General features: G+C 71.3%; 9 protein-coding genes. 3 read left to right on the forward strand and 6 right to left on the reverse strand.

What is annotated here, in order from left to right:
• Positions 1-51: 51 nt before the first annotated feature.
• Complete coding sequence (locus AC07A4_RS18800; RefSeq protein WP_478599727.1) at positions 52-1,263, forward strand: MFS transporter; 1,212 nt, start codon at positions 52-54, stop codon at positions 1,261-1,263.
• Between the two features lie 123 nt (positions 1,264-1,386).
• Positions 1,387-2,547 (forward strand): IS701 family transposase, encoded by a 1,161-nt coding sequence (locus AC07A4_RS18805; RefSeq protein ID WP_478599728.1) that lies wholly within the window; start codon positions 1,387-1,389, stop codon positions 2,545-2,547.
• On the opposite strand, the gene AC07A4_RS18810 is transcribed toward AC07A4_RS18805, so the two are convergent.
• The 6 genes from AC07A4_RS18810 to AC07A4_RS18835 all read right to left on the reverse strand — a co-directional run bounded on the left by AC07A4_RS18810 (position 2,524) and on the right by AC07A4_RS18835 (position 14,264).
• Entirely contained in the window at positions 2,524-3,360 is an 837-nt protein-coding gene (locus tag AC07A4_RS18810) for an AfsR/SARP family transcriptional regulator (protein ID WP_478599730.1), read from the reverse strand. The genes AC07A4_RS18805 and AC07A4_RS18810 overlap by 24 nt on opposite strands.
• A gap of 304 nt (positions 3,361-3,664) precedes the next feature.
• On the reverse strand, positions 3,665-4,579 hold the full coding sequence (locus tag AC07A4_RS18815; RefSeq protein ID WP_478599733.1) for an LLM class flavin-dependent oxidoreductase: 915 nt from the start codon (positions 4,577-4,579) through the stop codon (positions 3,665-3,667).
• Complete coding sequence (locus AC07A4_RS18820; protein WP_478599736.1) at positions 4,576-5,694, reverse strand: acyl-CoA dehydrogenase family protein; 1,119 nt, start codon at positions 5,692-5,694, stop codon at positions 4,576-4,578. Before AC07A4_RS18820 ends, AC07A4_RS18815 begins: the two co-directional genes overlap by 4 nt.
• Before the next feature lie 43 nt (positions 5,695-5,737).
• Entirely contained in the window at positions 5,738-6,721 is a 984-nt protein-coding gene (locus AC07A4_RS18825; protein ID WP_478599738.1) for a TauD/TfdA family dioxygenase, read from the reverse strand.
• A gap of 45 nt (positions 6,722-6,766) precedes the next feature.
• Positions 6,767-13,987 (reverse strand): amino acid adenylation domain-containing protein, encoded by a 7,221-nt coding sequence (locus AC07A4_RS18830; RefSeq protein WP_478599740.1) that lies wholly within the window; start codon positions 13,985-13,987, stop codon positions 6,767-6,769.
• Between the two features lie 94 nt (positions 13,988-14,081).
• On the reverse strand, positions 14,082-14,264 hold the full coding sequence (locus AC07A4_RS18835) for an MbtH family protein (protein WP_478599742.1): 183 nt from the start codon (positions 14,262-14,264) through the stop codon (positions 14,082-14,084).
• Positions 14,265-14,604: 340 nt separating this feature from the next.
• Between AC07A4_RS18835 and AC07A4_RS18840 the strand changes: the two genes are divergently transcribed.
• A complete protein-coding gene (locus AC07A4_RS18840) occupies positions 14,605-16,416 on the forward strand; it encodes a non-ribosomal peptide synthetase (RefSeq protein WP_478599744.1) in 1,812 nt (603 codons plus the stop codon).
• Positions 16,417-16,438 lie beyond the last annotated feature (22 nt).

Raw genomic sequence — 16,438 nt, forward strand, 5'->3', positions numbered from 1 at the left:
TCCCCGCGAAAGTCTAACGATCCGTCGATCATGCCGGAGAGACTCTCCGTCATGCGTACCTATCGGGAACTCTTCCTGGCCAAGGAGTTCACCCCGCTCTTCCTCGTCTCGGCCGGGCAGACCGCGGCTCAGACGATGAGCGGACTGGCCCTCGGCATCCTGGTGTTCCAGCGGACGGACTCGGCGCTACTGTCTTCCCTGGCCATGTTCGGCCCCGCACTCACGCAGATGGTGGGGGCGGTCACCGTGCTCTCGGGGGCGGACAGGCTACCGCCACGCGCGGCCATGACGGGCATGAGCCTGCTCTTCGGCGCGGGTACGGCCCTGCAGGCGATTCCCGCGCTGCCGGTATGGGCGACGTTCGTGGTGCTGCTGGGGCTTGGCGTCGTTGGGTCGGTCAGCGGCGGGGTGCGGTACGGGTTGCTCAACGAGATCCTGACCCGGGACGGCTACTTGATCGGGCGATCTGTCCTCAACATGTCGGTCGGCATCATTCAGATCTGCGGATTCGCCCTCGGCGGCGCACTGGTCATGGTGCTTTCGGCGCGCGGCACGCTGCTCCTGTCCGCCGGCCTGTATGTGCTGGCCGCCGTGGTGGCGCGCTGTGGGCTCAGCAGTCGGCCGGCTCGAGGCACCGGGAGGACGTCCATTGCCGAGACCTGGCGGACCAACGCACGGCTCTGGTCTTCGGTACCCCGGCGGTATGTCTATCTAGCGCTGTGGGTGCCCAACGGCCTGATCGTTGGCGTGGAGTCGCTCTATGTCCCGTACTCGCCCGACGATGCCGGCCTGCTCTTCGCCCTCGGCGCTGTCGGAATGCTAGTCGGGGACGTCGTCGCAGGCCGCTTCCTGCCAGCACGGTGGCGGGACCGGCTGGCCGTCCCGCTCTGCATCCTGCTCGCCGCCCCCTACCTGCTGTTCGCGATGCACCCGGGCCTGCCGGTCGCCCTGGTGTTGGTCACGGTTGCCACGGTCGGGTACGCGGCGGGGCTGCTGCTCCAGGACCGGCTGATGGCGCTGACGCCCGATGAACTGAGCGGGCAGGCTCTGGGCCTGCACAGCTCAGGGATGCTCACCATGCAGGGGATCGGGGCTGTGGTGGCCGGCTCGGTGGCCGAACTGACGTCGCCAGCCACCGGGATCGTGGCAACGGCGGCGGCATCGCTCGCGACTACCCTGTTGCTGGCCCCGGGACTACGCAAGAGCATGGCGGCGGTCAAGGGGAGGGCCCCGGAGCAGGACGCCGTCCCGGCCCGGCAGTAGTGCTCCAGCCGCGCCCGGCGAGCCGATGCGCCTTGGTGGAGGGGCCCGAGGCCGGTCGCGAGGTGTATGCGGCTTCAACAATGCTTCCATCCAGCTTCCATCGGGGTCGCGCAGCCTGGGCAGGTGCTGAATTCGAGCGATGATCTCTCCCGGTTCTGTGCCTTCCTGTTCGCCTCGATGCCCCGTGCCGACCAGCGCCGTTGGGGCGAGGTGTACGTGCGCGGCCTGGTGGAGGTGCCCGGCCGGAAGTCGGTGCGCCGGATCTCCGAGCGGCTGCTCGGGCGGCGCGCCGACCAAAGTCTCCAGCAGTTCGTCAACCAGAGTTCCTGGGACTGGCGGCCGGTGCGTGAGCGCATCGCCCAAGCGGTCGGTGGGGCGCTGGCGCCCCGGGCGTGGGTGGTGGAGGAGACCGTGCTGCCCAAGAGCGGCCGCAGCTCGGTCGGGGTGGACCAGCAGTTCTCCCAGACGCTCGGGCGCGTACTCAACTGTCAGTTGGGGCTGGCAGTGATGGCTGTCGGGTCGGCCGGCACGGCACCGGTCAACTGGCGGTTGATGCTGCCGCGTTCCTGGGACACCGACCACGAGCGCCGGACCCGCAGCCGGGTGCCCGATGCGGAGCGCTACCGCTCACGGTGGCAGCACCTGCTTGACGCGTTGGACGAAATGACCGTCGGTTGGCGGGGGCAGCCGATGCCCGTCGTCGTGGACGCGAGACGCAGCCCGTCGGTGGACGCGCTGATCTACGGCCTGGAGAAGCGCGGGCTGCCGTACGTGATCCGGGTGGACCATGCCACGCCGCTGGCGCGGCAGGCCTCGGGCGAGGTGGTCACGGTGGGGAATCGGCTGGCCTGGGCGGGGAGCGCCCGGGGACCGGCCCAGCATTGGCGGAGCGGCGCGGGCCGCGGCTCCCGCTACAGCAGCGTACTGATGCCCGATCCCGTGGGGACAGGCGCCGCGCGAAGCGTCGGCCTGGCGCATCGCACCCGGAAGGTCGTCGTGGGCTGGGGCGCGGAGCCGGTTTGCATGGAGTCGGCGTGGGTCACCAACGTCGAGGGCGCCCGGTCCTCCGACTTGGTGATGCTCATGGCCCTGTGCTCCCGGGCCGGCCGGGACCTCCAGTTTCTGAGTGAGCTGTCGGGCCTGCGCCACTTCGAGGGACGGTCGTTCCGGGGCTGGCACCACCACGTGACGCTGGTCTCGGCGGCGCACGCGTACCGCCTGCTCGGGCGGGCGTCCGGCCCCGACGGCTGGCAAGCGCCGCTATACCGGGAGGCTGCCGACTAGATCGAGAGTCTGCCGCAGCCCGGCCGAAGGGGTGCGGGGTGGGTCGAGAGCGGGGTTCGCCAGCAGAATGGCCTGGTGCAACTGGCTGAGGCGCCGGGACGGTGCTATGCCGAGTTCCTCGGCGAGTACGACGGACAGCTGCCGGTAGACCATGAGCGCCTGGGCCTGCCGTCCCGACCTGAACAGGGCGAGCATCAGCTGCGCGTGCACGCTCTCATAGGTGGGGAACTCGGCGGCCAGGCCGGTCAGTTCGCTGATCAGTTCATGATGCAGGCCGAGCCGGAGCTCGGCCTCGACGCGCAGTTCCAGGCAGGTGAGTCGGCTTTCCTGGAGCCGGGCCCGGTGAGCCGTGATGAGCGGGCCCGCCTGTACGTCGATGAGGGGCGAGTCCTTCCACAGGGCGAGGGCGGCGCGGAGCGTGTCGGCTCCCCGGTGGTGGTCTCCGCGCAGCAGCGCGCGTTTGCCTTCGTCCATGTGGTCGGAGAAGCGGAACAGGTCGAGATTGGTCCGCCCGACTAACAGCTGGTACCCGTACTGCCGGGTGCGCAGGACGTCGTCCGACGGCCGCTCGGCCACCTCAGTCACGCGTAAGGCGCGGCGGATCCGCATGACGTAGGTGCGCAGCGTGGTGACGGCGCTTCGGGGAGGATTCGCGCCCCACAGCTCGTCGATGCAGGTGGCGGTGGTGACGAACTGGTTGGCGTTCAGTGCAAGCAGCGCAAGCAGTTGGCGAGGCTTCGGTGCGCTGGGCGCGCAGTCTGGACCGTGCTCGGCTTTGCCGACGAAAAGCGGGCCTAGAACCTTCGCGTGCATGGATCGCGCCTCCCGAGCCGTACTGTCACCTGGTGGGCCGACAACTCTGCTGCAAGACGGTTCGCAACTGTGTGGTTGCTGCAACTGGTGCGTACCGTAGGCAGTTCTTCAGGTGCAGATCAAGAGGTTTGAACGCGATAGTTATGTTCAGGCAATGGGGTGGCGGGTTTTGGATGCGTGTGAACGGTGCACAGTTGCAGGGGGTTGCAGCAGGTGGCCGCGTCGAGTGGGCGACTCCGAGGGAACGTGTCCGGATGGCGAACCGGTGGTCTTCTTGGCGCCTTGCTCTCGTGGGTGAAGACGCTCAGGACTTAAAGGCACTCATGGCAGCGGAAACGGCGTGGGAGAAAATCGGTCGGCTTCCGCTGAAAATACCTTCAGGGCGCGGGTGGTTCACCACTACGTCGGTGAATCCGATTTCCTGGCACCTCCCGACGAGGTCCACGAAACGCTCGGGAGATGAGTACGGCGAACCCACAATTCGGCTGACATTCACCAGGCGTCCGATTTCTGAGAAGTCCCGCCCCGACTTCTCACAGGCCTCCGCGAGCCGGTCCACCTGCCGGGACAACAGGTGCCAGGCCTCTTTCTCCGGTCGCTCGCCGGGGCGGCCTGCGTCGCCGATGGTTACCCACCATTGGCCATGGCGCGCCGCGAGCCGTATGCCGCGCGGCCCCGAGGCCGCGATGGCGAACGGCACCCGCGGCCGCTGGACGCAGCCGGGTACCATCAGGGCCTCTACCGCGCTGAAGTACTCGCCGTGATAGGTGGTTGCCCGGTTCCGCAGCAGTTCGTCGGAGAGGTCGACGAACTCGGCGAAGCGGTCGGCACGCCGTGCTGGCGTCAGGGCCTCGCCGCCGAGCAGGTGGGCGTCGCCGCCCGGCGCGCCAGCGCCGATGCCGAACACGAAGCGGCCGCCGGAGAGTTGGTCGATGGTCATCACTTGTTTGGCGACTACGGCCGGGTGCCGGAAGTTCGGGGTGGAAACCATCGTTCCCAGCTGGATCCGCTCGGTCACGACGGCCGCCGCCGAGAGCATCGTCAGCGAGTCGTACCAGGGCTCGTCGCGCAGCGTGCGCCAGGAGTGGTGGTCGAAGGACCACGCGTGATGCAGGCCCAGCTGCTCCAGTTCCAGCCAGATATCTCGGGCCTGCGGCCAGGGGTGCTCCGGAAGCACGACGGCGCCGATCCGCACCGCGCCCGGCTGCGGGGTTGTCACCGTCCCCCCAGGTGGGCGGTGACCAGCTCGCGGCAGAGGTAGTTGGGCGGACCCATCAGGGTGACGGCCCGGGCGTCCTGCGAGAGCCGGTTGAGCGCGTGGCCGCGTGAGAACGCGGCGCTGCCGGCCAGCTCCTGAGCGCCCCGGCAGATCGCCTCGGCCGTCTCCGAGGCGAATACCTTGGCCGTCAGCGCGGGGCCCCTGCGGTCTCCGGGTTCTCTGGTGGCCGCCTCCACCACTCCCCGGACGGCCGCGATGCGCGAGCCCAGCTCGAAGACGTGGTGCCGGTAGAGCGGGCTGCCCAGCAGGGAACGCTGCCGTCCGACCTGGAGCGCGATGTCGCGGGCCTCCTCGGCGATGCCCAGTGCGACCGCGCCGAGGGTCAGCCCCAGGGTGTGCGGATGGTTGATGACCGCGGGGGTGTCGCCGGAGCGGATCAGCACGTCGGCGTCCTCGGCCAGGTACCCGTTCAGCCGGATCAGGCCAGTCGCCGAACGGCGCATGCCGGACAGGTCCAGCACTCCATCGACGGTGAAGCCAGGCCGGGTGCTGTCGACCACGAAGATGCCCTGGTCGGACCGGCCGTAGCTGCCGGACGACGCGTCCTGCTCACCGGTGCGGGCGAGGACCAGATAGAGATCGGCCACCCCCGCACCCGTGGTGAAGGTCTTCGCGCCGTTGAGCTCCCAGCTGCCGTCCCCGCGCCGCTCGGCGCTGGTAGCGATGCGCTGCTTGGCGGCGTCGGCGCCCGGCTCGCTCCAGGATGAGGCGAAGATCCGGCCGTCGTGGGAGACCGCCGTCAGCAGCCGCTTACGCTGCTCCGCGGAGCCGTAGGCCATGATCCTGCTCACGGCCGTGTAGTGCAGGAAGACGATGATCGCGACCGAGGCATCGGCCTGGGCCAGGGAAGTGATCGCGGTGTTGGCACGGCGCCAGTCCGCTCCGGTACCGGCGTACTCGACCGGGACGGGCAGGCTCAGCACACTGCTCCCGCGCAGCGCGTCCAGCGCTGTGTCGCTGGGGCGGCCACTGGCGTCGTCGTGGGCCTCCGCCCGGAGAACCGCCAACAGCTCGGCGAGTTCCGGCGAGCCGGGTTGGTTCGGCTGGTGAGTCATGGCTTCTCCCTCCTTAAAAAGACCTCAGCGGACCTGAAAGACCTCAGCGGACGAGCACGTAACCGTCATCGGTGCGGTACGACCGGGAGCGGCGCAGGTCGGCCATCGCGAAGGTGCGCTGAACCCAACGGTCCCGGCCGTCGTATCGCGGGCGGAACGCGGTACGGCCGTGCAGGCAGACCCGGTTGTCGACGATCGCGAGGTCCCCGGCGCGTAGCCGGACGGTCCGGGCCACGCCCACCAGCGCGTCCGACAGCTCAGCCAGCGCCTCCCGGGCGGCCGGGGTCAGACCGGAGGTGGCCGCGAAGTCCACCTGGATGTCAGGGTCGTTCGGCATCCCAGTCAGCACGGCGTGCCGGACCGCCCCGCCGTCGGGCGAGCCGAAGGACGGCGGTGGCTGGGTGCTGAACTCGGGCTGCCGGAGGCACTCGCGGGCCCGGTCCGAGAGATTCGGCAGTGCCTCCCGAATCGAGGTGGTGGACAGCCCCGCGACCTCCTCGTGGTCCGGCCGCACGCAGAGGAGCAGCACGAAGTCCGGGCGGTGCTCATGGAAGGCGTTCTCGTTGTGCACCATCAGGTCCACGGAGCCAGCGTTGCCCTGGAAGTACTCCTGGCCCGGTACCGGCACGACGTCCTGAACCAGCGCACCGGACTTCTCGGCCAGGAAGGCGGCCGGATCGCCGAGCCCGCATGCCGTCATCACCAGCAGCGCGGCCGGGACGGTGGCCGTCCGCTGGACCGAGCCGCTCACCATGGGGGTGGCCGGTAGGTCCTGCTCGTCCACGGGGAGCCCACGCAGGACAATGGCGCCCGCTGGCCCCGAGTCCCGGCGGAAGGCGCTGATCTCACGCCGGTAGAGGGACGGCAACTCCGCCCACGCGGACCGGGCCGCGGCCACCCACTTGACGTCATCGATCTGGTCGGCCGCCGACGCCAGCTGGCGGCTGACACCGGCCATTTCCGTGGCCGCTGCCCCGGGTATCGCGCGGACGGTCTCCACGGGCGTGGCCTGTGCTGTCTTGGACATGCTTCCTCTCCTCCGTCATAGCCGGAAAGCGAGTACGAATGGCCGTCAGGTCCGCGGGCGGCGCAGCCTGCCCGCGATGACCGCGCCGATTCGATCCGCCGAGCCTCGGTGCATCATCGCGCCGTGCACGCAGTCGACCGGGTGGACCTCCAATTCCCCGGACTGGAAGCGGCGCCAGGCCTGCGGGTCCCCCGAACTGGGGTCGGCCGCCGCGTGGAAGAACACCGCGCCGCCTCGGAACACGCCCGGCCGGTGGGTTTGTCGCAGGGCCGCGTGGTGAAGGAACGTACGGGCCATGGCGGAGATGGTCTCTTCGTCCAGGCCGGTGAGCGGGCCGTCCTCCTGGCTGGTCAACCGGATGAAGTCGGCCACCGTCAACCGCTCGCCGGGGGCGCCGTCTGTCGACTGCCCCAGTGAGTGCAGGAGTTCGGCGAGTGGATCGGGCTCGTCGGCCGTCTCGGGCGCCGCGCCGTCCTGCTCGGGCGGGTAGCCGTCGAGCATCGCGAGCAGCTCGACCTCCTCGCCCTGTTCCTGGAGCCCGACCGCCATGGCGTGAGCGACGAGCGCGCCAAACGACCAGCCCAGCAGCCGGTACGGACCGGACGGCTGGGCTTGCCGGATCAGCAGGAGATAGTCGGCGGCCAGCTCGGCGACGCTCGCTGCCGCCGCCCCGTCCGGCCGCAGCGTGGGTGCCTGCACCGCGTACACCGGCTGGTCCGGGTCGAGCCGGTCGAGGAGCGCCGCGTACACCGTGCCGATACCGGCCCCCGGGTGGACACAGAACAGCGGGGGCCGCTGTCGGGAGCGGTCGGCACGCAGCGTCAGCAGGGTCGCCAGGGAGTCCTGGTGGCCGCCCGCTTCGATGCGGGTGGCCAGCGCCGCCACCGAGGGCGCGGTGAACAGGTCCTGGATGCCGACGCGCAGGCCGAGAGAGGAGCGGATCAGGGCGACCAGCCGGGCGGCGAGAAGGGAGTGCCCGCCTAGCGCGAAGAAGCCGTCCTCGACGCCAACCCGCGCCAGCCCGAGCACCTCGGCGAACAGGGCGCAGAGCGTCTTCTCCAACTCCGTGTCCGGGGCCCGGCTGGCGTCGGCTGAGGGCAGCTCCGGGGCGGGCAGCCGCTGGCGGTCCAGCTTCCCGTTCGTGGTGAGCGGCAGACGGTCGATCAGGACGTAGGCCGAGGGCATCATGTACGCGGGCAGAAGGCTGGCGGCGGCCGCACGCACGGACTCGTCGTCGAGGCCCTCCGGCGCGGCCGGCACCACGTAGGCCACCAGCCGGTCGCCGCCGAGCACGGTCGCGGCGGCGGCCGCCACCCCGGGCAGCGTCGAGAGCACTGCCTCGACCTCGCCCAGCTCCACCCGGAAGCCGCGCACCTTGACCTGGTCATCCACCCGCCCGACGAACTCCGCCTGCCCATCGTGGCGCCAGCGCACTAGGTCCCCGGTGCGATACATCCGGGCGCCCGGTGGGCCGTACGGGTCTGGCAGGAACCGGGCCGCCGTCAGATCGGGCTGGTCCAGGTAGCCGCGGGCCAGTAGCCCGCCGCTGATGTGGAGTTCGCCGACCACGCCGACGGGGACGGGAGACAGCGCGTCGTCCAGCACGTACCACTGGGTGTTCCAGATCGGGTGGCCGATGGTGACGCCGCCAGCCGGTACAGAGTCGCCCGGCTCGATGCGGTACTCGGCGCAGCCCACCGTGGTCTCGGTCGGACCGTACTCGTTGACCACGGTCACTCCGGGGTGGTGGGTGCGCCACTCGTCCAGCGCCGCGCCTAGCAGCAGTTCGCCGCCGAGCACGAGCTGCCCGGTGGGGGCGTACGTCTCGGGCAGGACCTGGAACAGGCCGAGGTGCGAGGGGGTGGCCTTGACGAAGGTCGGCTGCTCCACCACGGCTGGTTCGTCATGGAGCGTCACGAGTTCGAGCGAGCCGCCACAGGTCAGCGGTCCCCAGAGTCCGGTTACGGTGAGGTCGAAGGCGATGGGGGAGTGGACCAGTGCCCGCCCGGCTATCGCCGGGTAGGCGTGGCGGGCCCAGGCCAGGTACAGGTTGAGCGACCGGTGCTCGATCACCACACCCTTGGGCTCGCCGGTCGAGCCGGAGGTGTAGATGACGTAGGCGGTGGTCGCTGGAGTGAGCTCAGCGATGCGCTCAACTTGGTCCAGGTCGCCCGCCGGGTGCTGGTCCACGGCGCCCCTGGTGTCCGGCTCGTCGAGGAGCAGCCGGGGCGGCATTCGGGGGAGACGGTCCGCGAGCGCGGTGGTGGTCACCGTCAGCGCGGGCGCCGCCGAGGTGAGGATGCGAGCCAGCCGCTCGGGCGGCTGCTCGGGATCGAGCGGCAGGTAGCCTGCCCCGGCCTTGAGCACGCCCAGCAGCACCGCGACGAGCTCCGGGCCGCGCGGCAGGGCTACCGCGACGAGCCTCTCGGACCCGATGCCCAGGCTCGCCAGGTGGCGGGCGAAGCGGTTGGCCCGCTCGTTCAGCTCGGCATAGCTGAGGACGGCGGTGCCGCAACGCACGGAGGGGGCGTCCGGGGTCTCACGCGCGAACTCCTCGAACAGCTCCGGCACCGTCCGCTCCGGCAGGTCCACGGCGGTGTCGTTCCAGTCGATGAGGATGCGCCGGCGCTCCTCCGCCGTCAGCAGGTCGACGGCGCCGATCCGGCGGTCCGGATCGGCCGCCAGCTGCTCGAGCATCCGGTACAGCCGGTCGGCCAAGGCCTCGGCGGTGCCCCGGTCGAACAGCGCCTCGGCGTACTCCAGGACGCCGTGCAACCCGCCCCGTGCCCCGGCGGCGTCGCTGCGGTCGGTCAGGGCGATGCGCAAGTCGAATTTGGACACCTCGAAGCGGACCGGCTCCTCAGCGACCTCCAGACCGGCCAGCGCCAGTCCGTCGGTCACGCTCGCGTCCAGCTGGAGAACGACCTGGAACAGAGGATGGCGGGCCAGCGAACGGTCCGGGTTGACCGCCTCGACCACCCGCTCGAACGGCAGGTCGGCGTGCTCGTACGCAGCCAGGTCGGCATCCCGCACCCGGGCCAGCAGCTCGGCGAAGGTCGGGTTCCCGGAGAGGTCGGTGCGCAGCACGAGGGTGTTGACGAAGACGCCGACCAGGTCGTCCAGTGCCTCGTCGCCGCGGCCCGCCGCGGGCACCCCGATCGGGATGTCAGTGCCGGCCCCGAGACGTGACAGGAGCGCGGCCAGGGCCGCGTGCAGCACCATCAGGAGCGTGCAGCCGTGGGCGCCAGCCAGTCGCAGCAGCCGGGCGTGCAGTGCGCCGTCCAGCGCCAGTGGCACCATGCCGCCGGAGTTCTCCGCTGTCTCGGGCCGGGGCCGGTCGTACGGCAGCTCCAGCTCGGTCGGCAGGCCGGCCAGCCGCTCCTGCCAGAAGGACAGCTGCCGGGCGGCGGAGGAGTCCGGGTCCTGCTCATCGGCCAGCAGGCCGAGCTGCCACAGCGCGAAGTCTGCGTACTGCACGGGCAGTGCCGACAGCCGTGGCGCCGCACCCGTGACGCGCGCGGTGTACGCGGTGGAGAGGTCCCGCAGGAGCACGCCCAGGGACCAGCCATCGGTGGCGATGTGGTGCACCACCAGCGCCAGGACGTGCTCTTCGGGGCCCGCCCGGTAGAGGGCCGCGCGCAGTGGAGGCTCCGCGGCCAGGTCGAACTCCCGTTCCGCGAAGGCGGCGAGGAGCCGGTCGATCTCGCCGGGCGGGCACGCGGCGCGCTCCAGCAGCCACGGCACGGAGTCGGCCGGGAGGATGTGTTGGCGCGGGTCGCCGTCGTGGTCGGGGAAGACCGTCCGCAGCGCCTCGTGCCGGGCGACCACGTCTGCGAGGGCCGCCGCCAGGGCGTCGGCGTCGAGCCGGCCACGCAGCCGCAGCGCGAACGGCGAGTTGTAGTCGGCGCTCTGGCCGGTCCGGCCCAGGAACCAGATCCGCCGCTGTGCGGGAGACAGCGGCAGTACGGCGGGCCGTGCGGCCGGGACGAGCGTCGGCCGGGAGGGCCGGGACGCCTCCAGCAGGTGCACCAGGCCGGCCACGGTTGGCGTCCGGAACAGGTCGCGGAGCGGAAGCTCGGCCCCGAAGGTGGAACGGATCCGCGCGATCAGCCGGGTCGCCAGCAGCGAGTGCCCGCCGAGGGCGAAGAAGTCGTCCTCGGCACCGACCTTCGGCAGCCCCAGGACCTCGGCGAACAGGCCCGCGAGGATCTCCTCCCGGGGATCGCGCGGCCCCCGGGAGCCGGCCTCCGTGCCCTGCTCCGGGCCGGGCATCTCCCTGCGCAGCAGGGCATGGCGGTCGAGCTTGCCGGTCGCCGTGAGGGGCAGCCGGGCGACGGTCACGAAGTGGGAGGGGATCAGGTAGTCCGGGAGGGATGCTGCGAGCAGGGCCCGCAGCCGGGCCGGCCGGAGCCCGGAGCCGCCGTCCGTGGTGAGGTAGGCGACCAGCCGACGGTCGCCGGGGGCCACCTCGACCGGGAGCACCGCGACCTCGCCGACCTCGGGGAGGTCGCGCAACCGGGCCTCCACCTCGGCCGGCTCGACCCGGTAGCCGCGGATCTTCACCTGGTCGTCCACCCGGCCCAGGAACTCCACCGTGCCGTCCGGGCGCCACCGGACCAGGTCACCGGTCCGGTACATCAGCTGCCCAGGTGCGGTCGCGTAGGGGGAGGGCAGGAACCGTTCGGCGGTGAGGTCCGGTCGGCCGACGTAGCCTCGGGCGAGCCAGGGCCGGGTGACGTACAGCTCGCCAGACACCCCCACTGGCACCGGCCTCATGCGCTCGTCCAGCACATGGATCCGGGTGTTGGCGATCGGCCGGCCGATCGGCGGATTCGTCGGCCAGTCCTCCGGCGGCCCGGTCAGCAGGTGAGCGACGACCGCGTGCGTCTCGGTGGGGCCGCACTGGTTCTCCAGGACGACACCGGGCATCCGGGCCAGGAACGCGCGGATCTCCTTGCCGAGGGTGAGCCGCTCGCCCGCCGTGACGATCTCCTGGAGCGGAAGTGGCGCCGCCGCTTCCGCGGCGTCCTGGACGGCGAGTTGCTCCAGCACCATCGGTGGGCAGAACAGCCGCCGGACACCGTGCGCCCGGATGGCGGCCAGCACCTGGCGGGGGTCACGGCGCTGCTCCTCGCTGATCAGTACGAGCGAGCCGCCGGTGAGGAAGGTGGTGAACAGCTCCTGGAAGGAAGCGTCGAAGTACAGGGAGGAGAACTGGAGGGTGGGTCCGGTGACGGTGGTCCGGTCGACCTGCCACTGGATCAGGTTGCGCAGCGGCGCGTGGGCCATGGCGACGCCCTTCGGACGGCCGGTGGAGCCCGAGGTGTAGATCACGTAGCAGAGGCCGCCGTCGGTGGTGAGCGGCGCCGGGTCGGTCGCTGGGTGCTGCCTGAAGCCCTCCGGCTCCATCAGCACGGCCCGGATTCCGGCCGGCAGCAGGTCGGCGAGTCGCTGATCGGTGACGACCGTCCCGGCCGAGGCGTCGTGCAGCAGGGAGGCGATCCGGTCCGCCGGGTACGCCGGGTCGAGCGGCAGGTAGCCGCTCCCCGCCTTGAGCACGGCGAGTAGCGTCACCACGAAGTCCGTGCCGCGGGGCAGCAGCAGACCGACCGTGTGCTCCGGGCCGACGCCGTGGGCGCGCAGTTCGTGGGCGAGCCGGTTGGCCCTGGCGTTGAGCTGGCGATACGTCAGCCGATGGTTCCCCTCGACCAGGGCGATGGCCTCAGGAGTGCGGCGGACCTGGTGCTCGAAGGCGTCAGTGACGGTGCCCTCGGGGACAGGCCGCGCGGTGTCGTTCCAGACGTCGAGCAGTTCGGCCAGCCGGTCGGCATCAACCAGCGGCAGGTCCGCCGCTGGGCGGTCCGGGTGCCGGGCGGCCTGCTCCAGCAGGTAGACGTACTGCGCGGCGAGCGAGCGGCCGGTGGCCTCGTCGAACAGGTCGGTGGCGTAGACGAGTTCACCGGTGAACGGGCCCGACCCGGACTCCGTCAGGTGCAGTGCGAGGTCGAAGTTGGTCGAGGGGTGGCGAGGCCGGACACGCTCCACCTCGGCGCCGTCGAGCAGGAGCCCGGCACCCGGGGCGGACACGTCGAACCAGACTTGGACCAAGGGGTTGTGGCTGATCTCCCGCGGCGGGGCGAGCTCCTCGATGATGCGCTGGAACGGCAGGTCCTGGTGCGCGAACGCGTCCAGAGCGGCCGCGCGCGCCCGGTCGACCAGCTGGCGGAGGGTCGGGTCACCGGTCAGATCCGCCCGGATGGGCAGGGTGTTCACGAAGAAGCCGACCAGCTCCTCGGCCTCGGGCCGAGTGCGGCCCGCGGACGAGCAGCCGACGAGGAAGTCGGTGCTGTGCGTGTGACGGGACAACAGGGCCTGGTACGCGGCCAGCGTGGTCATGAACGGCGTCGCGCCCTGCGCGCGGGAGAGGGCCCGTAGGCGGTCGGCCGTCTCCTCCCTCACCGTGAAGGCGACCACGGAGCCCCGGTACCCGGGGGCCGCCGGGCGCGGACGGTCGGTGGGCAGTTGGAGAGTGGTGGGCGCACCCCGCAGGGCCCGCCGCCAATACTCCAGCTGACGATCGATCAGACGGTCCGTCAGCATCTCGTGCTGCCAGGCCGCGTAGTCGGTGTAGTCCACGGGCAGCGGGGACCAGCCTGGTGCCTCACCCGTGCGGGCGGCCCGGTACGCCGTGGCCAGGTCACGTTCGAAGATCCCGATCGACGGTCCGTCGAAGGCGACGTGGTGCACGACGGCGGCCAGGATGTGGTCGTCCTCGCCGAGACGCAGCAGGGTGGCGCGCAGCAACGGTCCGGTGGCCAGGTCGAAGGGGGTGCCCTGCTCGTCCGCGAGATGCGCCTCGGCGGCGGCCGCCGGGTCGGCGCGGCCGGTGAGGTCGACCACCCGTAGGGTGATGCGGCCCGCCGCGCCGACCACCACGTAGGGCTGCCCGGCGTCATCGGCGAAGCACGAGCGGAGCGTGACGTGGCGCTCGGCCACCGACCGCAGCGCCTGACGCAGGGCGGGCACGTCCAGCGGTCCCCGGACGCGGTAGACCGTGTCGGCCGTGATGTAGGCGATCGAGCCCGGGTGCATCTGCTCCAGGAACCACAGCCGCTGCTGCGCGAACGACAGCACGGGGCGCTCGTGGCGGGCTCGCCGGGTGAGGGCGGTCGGTTCGCTCGCGCCACCCTCGACCGCGCCGCGCAGGCGGCGGGCCAGCAGCTCGGCCTGGGCGGCGGAGAGCCGCGGTGGGTGCTCGACGGTCATTGCCTCTCCGAACGTACGACCGGGACACGGTCCCTGTGGACTGGATGCGGCGGCTTGGGCCTGTTCTCGCCGGAGGTGCTCCGGGGCCCGTTGGTCAGGACCCCGCGAGGGCCCGACGCACGCTCAGCGGGGTGATGTCGGTCCAGGCGCCGCGGATGTACTCCAGGCACTCCTCCTTGCCGCCGGCCACCCCGACCTCGGTCCAGCCGGCCGGGGTCTGCTGGTCCTGGGGCCAAAGGGAGTGCTGCTCCTCGTGATTGACCACGACCTTGAACATGGAGTCCTCCTACGACCGGTGGTGTCGGCAGTCCGCCGGGCGGGCCGGCGGCCGCTGCCTCTGAAAGATCATCAACAGCCGTCCGCCATACGGGCAAGGGCCTTCCCGCAAGCCCGGGCACACTTCGTGCAGTCCGGCTTCCACCACCTGTGACGGCCGCGGCGGGCAGCCGCTCATCGCGGAAAGTGCCGCTGACTTCGTTCAGTTGGCGTTGCCTGCGACACCCCCGGGTGCTGATGCTGAAAACGATCAACCCCGCCCTGCGAGCGGTGGAGGCGATCGAGTGGGACGCGATCGCGAGGCCCCGGGGATATCGCCGCATCCGCGACAAGGAGCCGCCTTGGACATCATCGAGCGTTTCGAAGAACGGGCCCGGATCAGACCCGGCGACCTCGCGATCGTGGCCGGCGAAGACCGTGTCAGCTACGGCGCGCTGGACGCCCGGGCCAACCGGCTCGCTCACTGCTTGCGGCGCCGGGGCGCGGGGCCGGAGACGGTGGTCGGCATCTGCATGAGTCGTCGCCCGGAAGCGTTCGTCGCCATGCTCGCGGCCCTGAAGACCGGCGCCGCCTTCCAGCCGATGGACCCGGGCCACCCGGCCCAGCGGCTGATGGAGAACCTGACCGCCTCCGGTGCTCTCCTGCTGCTGACCGAGCGCGCGCTGGCCCGGGCGTTCCGCGACGCCCGGCTCCCCGTGCTCCCGTACGAGCAGCTGGCCGCCGAGCTGGCCGCGTGCCCGAAGACCCGGCTCGACCGGCGCCTGCCCGCACAGGGCCTGCGCTGCGTCATCTTCACCTCCGGATCCACCGGCCGTCCCAAGGGCATCGGCCTGACCTCGGCATCGATTGCGAACGTCGCCGACTGGGCGGTCACGCGGCTGCCCGGCCCTCAGGTGTTCTTGCAGTTCACCTCGCTGGGATTCGACGTCTCGCTCCAGGAGATCTTCGGCGCGCTGCTCAGTGGCGGCTCGCTGGTCCTCGTCCAGGAGAAGCACCGGCAGGACCCGGTGGCGCTGCTCGACCTGATGACCCGTGAGCATGTCCAACGGATCTATCTGTCACCGGCGTTCTTGCGGCAGCTCGCGCGGGCCGCCCTCCAGGAACCCGGCCTTACCGACCGGCTGGAGCTGACCGAGATCGTCGCGGCGGGCGAGCCGCTGCGGCTGACCCCGGACGTGCGAGGGTTCCTCGGTGCACTGGACGGCACGGTTCTGGAGAACCAGTACGGCCCCTCCGAGACGCACCAGGCCACCGCCTGCACCCTGACCGGAGGCCTCGCCGACTGGCCCGACAGCCCGCCGCTCGGGCGGCCCATCCCCGGCGTGCGCGGTCATGTCCTGGACGAACACCTCGCGTGTGTCCCGGACGGTGAACCGGGCGAGTTCTACATCGCGGGCACCGGAGTCAACCGGGGCTACCTCGGACGGCCCGACCTGACAGCGGAACGGTTCCTGCCGGACCCCTACGGCCCGCCGGGCAGCCGGATGTACCGCACCGGCGACCTGGTCCGGCGCGACGCCGCGACCGGCCGACTGGGCTTCATCGGGCGCATCGACGGCCAGGTGAAGATCCGTGGGCACCGGGTCGAACCGGCCGAGGTGGACGCCGTCCTCACCCTTCACGCGGACGTACAGGACGCGGTGACCGTCGCCCGACAGTCCGCCGAGGGCACCTGGCAGCTGACGGCCTACCTGGTCCCGGCGCCGGGCCGCGCGCTGCCCCACCGCGCCGCCCTGCGTGAGTTCGCCGGACAGCGGCTCCCGTCGTACATGGTGCCCGGCACGATGGTCCCGATCGCCGCGCTGCCGCTCAACAAGAACGGCAAGGTGGACCGCGGCGCCCTGCCCCTGCCGGACGGCCTGCTCGACCCGCGTGCCGAGCCCGTCCCCCCACAGAACCCTCAGCAGGAGATCATCCACGGCATCTGGGCAGAGGCCCTGGAGCGTGAGCGGCTCGGCATCGACGACACGTTCTTCGACCTCGGCGGCGACTCCCTGCGGGCCATGCGGATCATCTCCCGCGTTCGGCAGGCCTTCGGCGTGGACCTGGAGGTCCGTGCCCTGTTCGACGCGCCCACCGTGCGCGGACTCGCGCAGGCGGTCGAGGAGGCTGTCGTCGCGGAGATCACAGCGCAGTCGACCGCCGACCTCTGATCCTTTGCCGCGAACCCAGAGA

Source organism: Streptomyces sp. NPDC043996, assembly GCF_056435225.1.

Excerpts from the sequence above, each read along its gene's own strand:
- AC07A4_RS18800 (WP_478599727.1), top strand. The coding sequence starts at position 52 with ATGCGTACCTATCGGGAACTCTTCCTGGCCAAGGAGTTCACCCCGCTC.
- AC07A4_RS18835 (WP_478599742.1), bottom strand. The coding sequence starts at position 14,264 with ATGTTCAAGGTCGTGGTCAATCACGAGGAGCAGCACTCCCTTTGGCCC.
- AC07A4_RS18820 (WP_478599736.1), bottom strand. The coding sequence starts at position 5,694 with ATGACTCACCAGCCGAACCAACCCGGCTCGCCGGAACTCGCCGAGCTG.
- AC07A4_RS18830 (WP_478599740.1), bottom strand. The coding sequence starts at position 13,987 with ATGACCGTCGAGCACCCACCGCGGCTCTCCGCCGCCCAGGCCGAGCTG.
- AC07A4_RS18810 (WP_478599730.1), bottom strand. The coding sequence starts at position 3,360 with ATGCACGCGAAGGTTCTAGGCCCGCTTTTCGTCGGCAAAGCCGAGCAC.
- AC07A4_RS18825 (WP_478599738.1), bottom strand. The coding sequence starts at position 6,721 with ATGTCCAAGACAGCACAGGCCACGCCCGTGGAGACCGTCCGCGCGATA.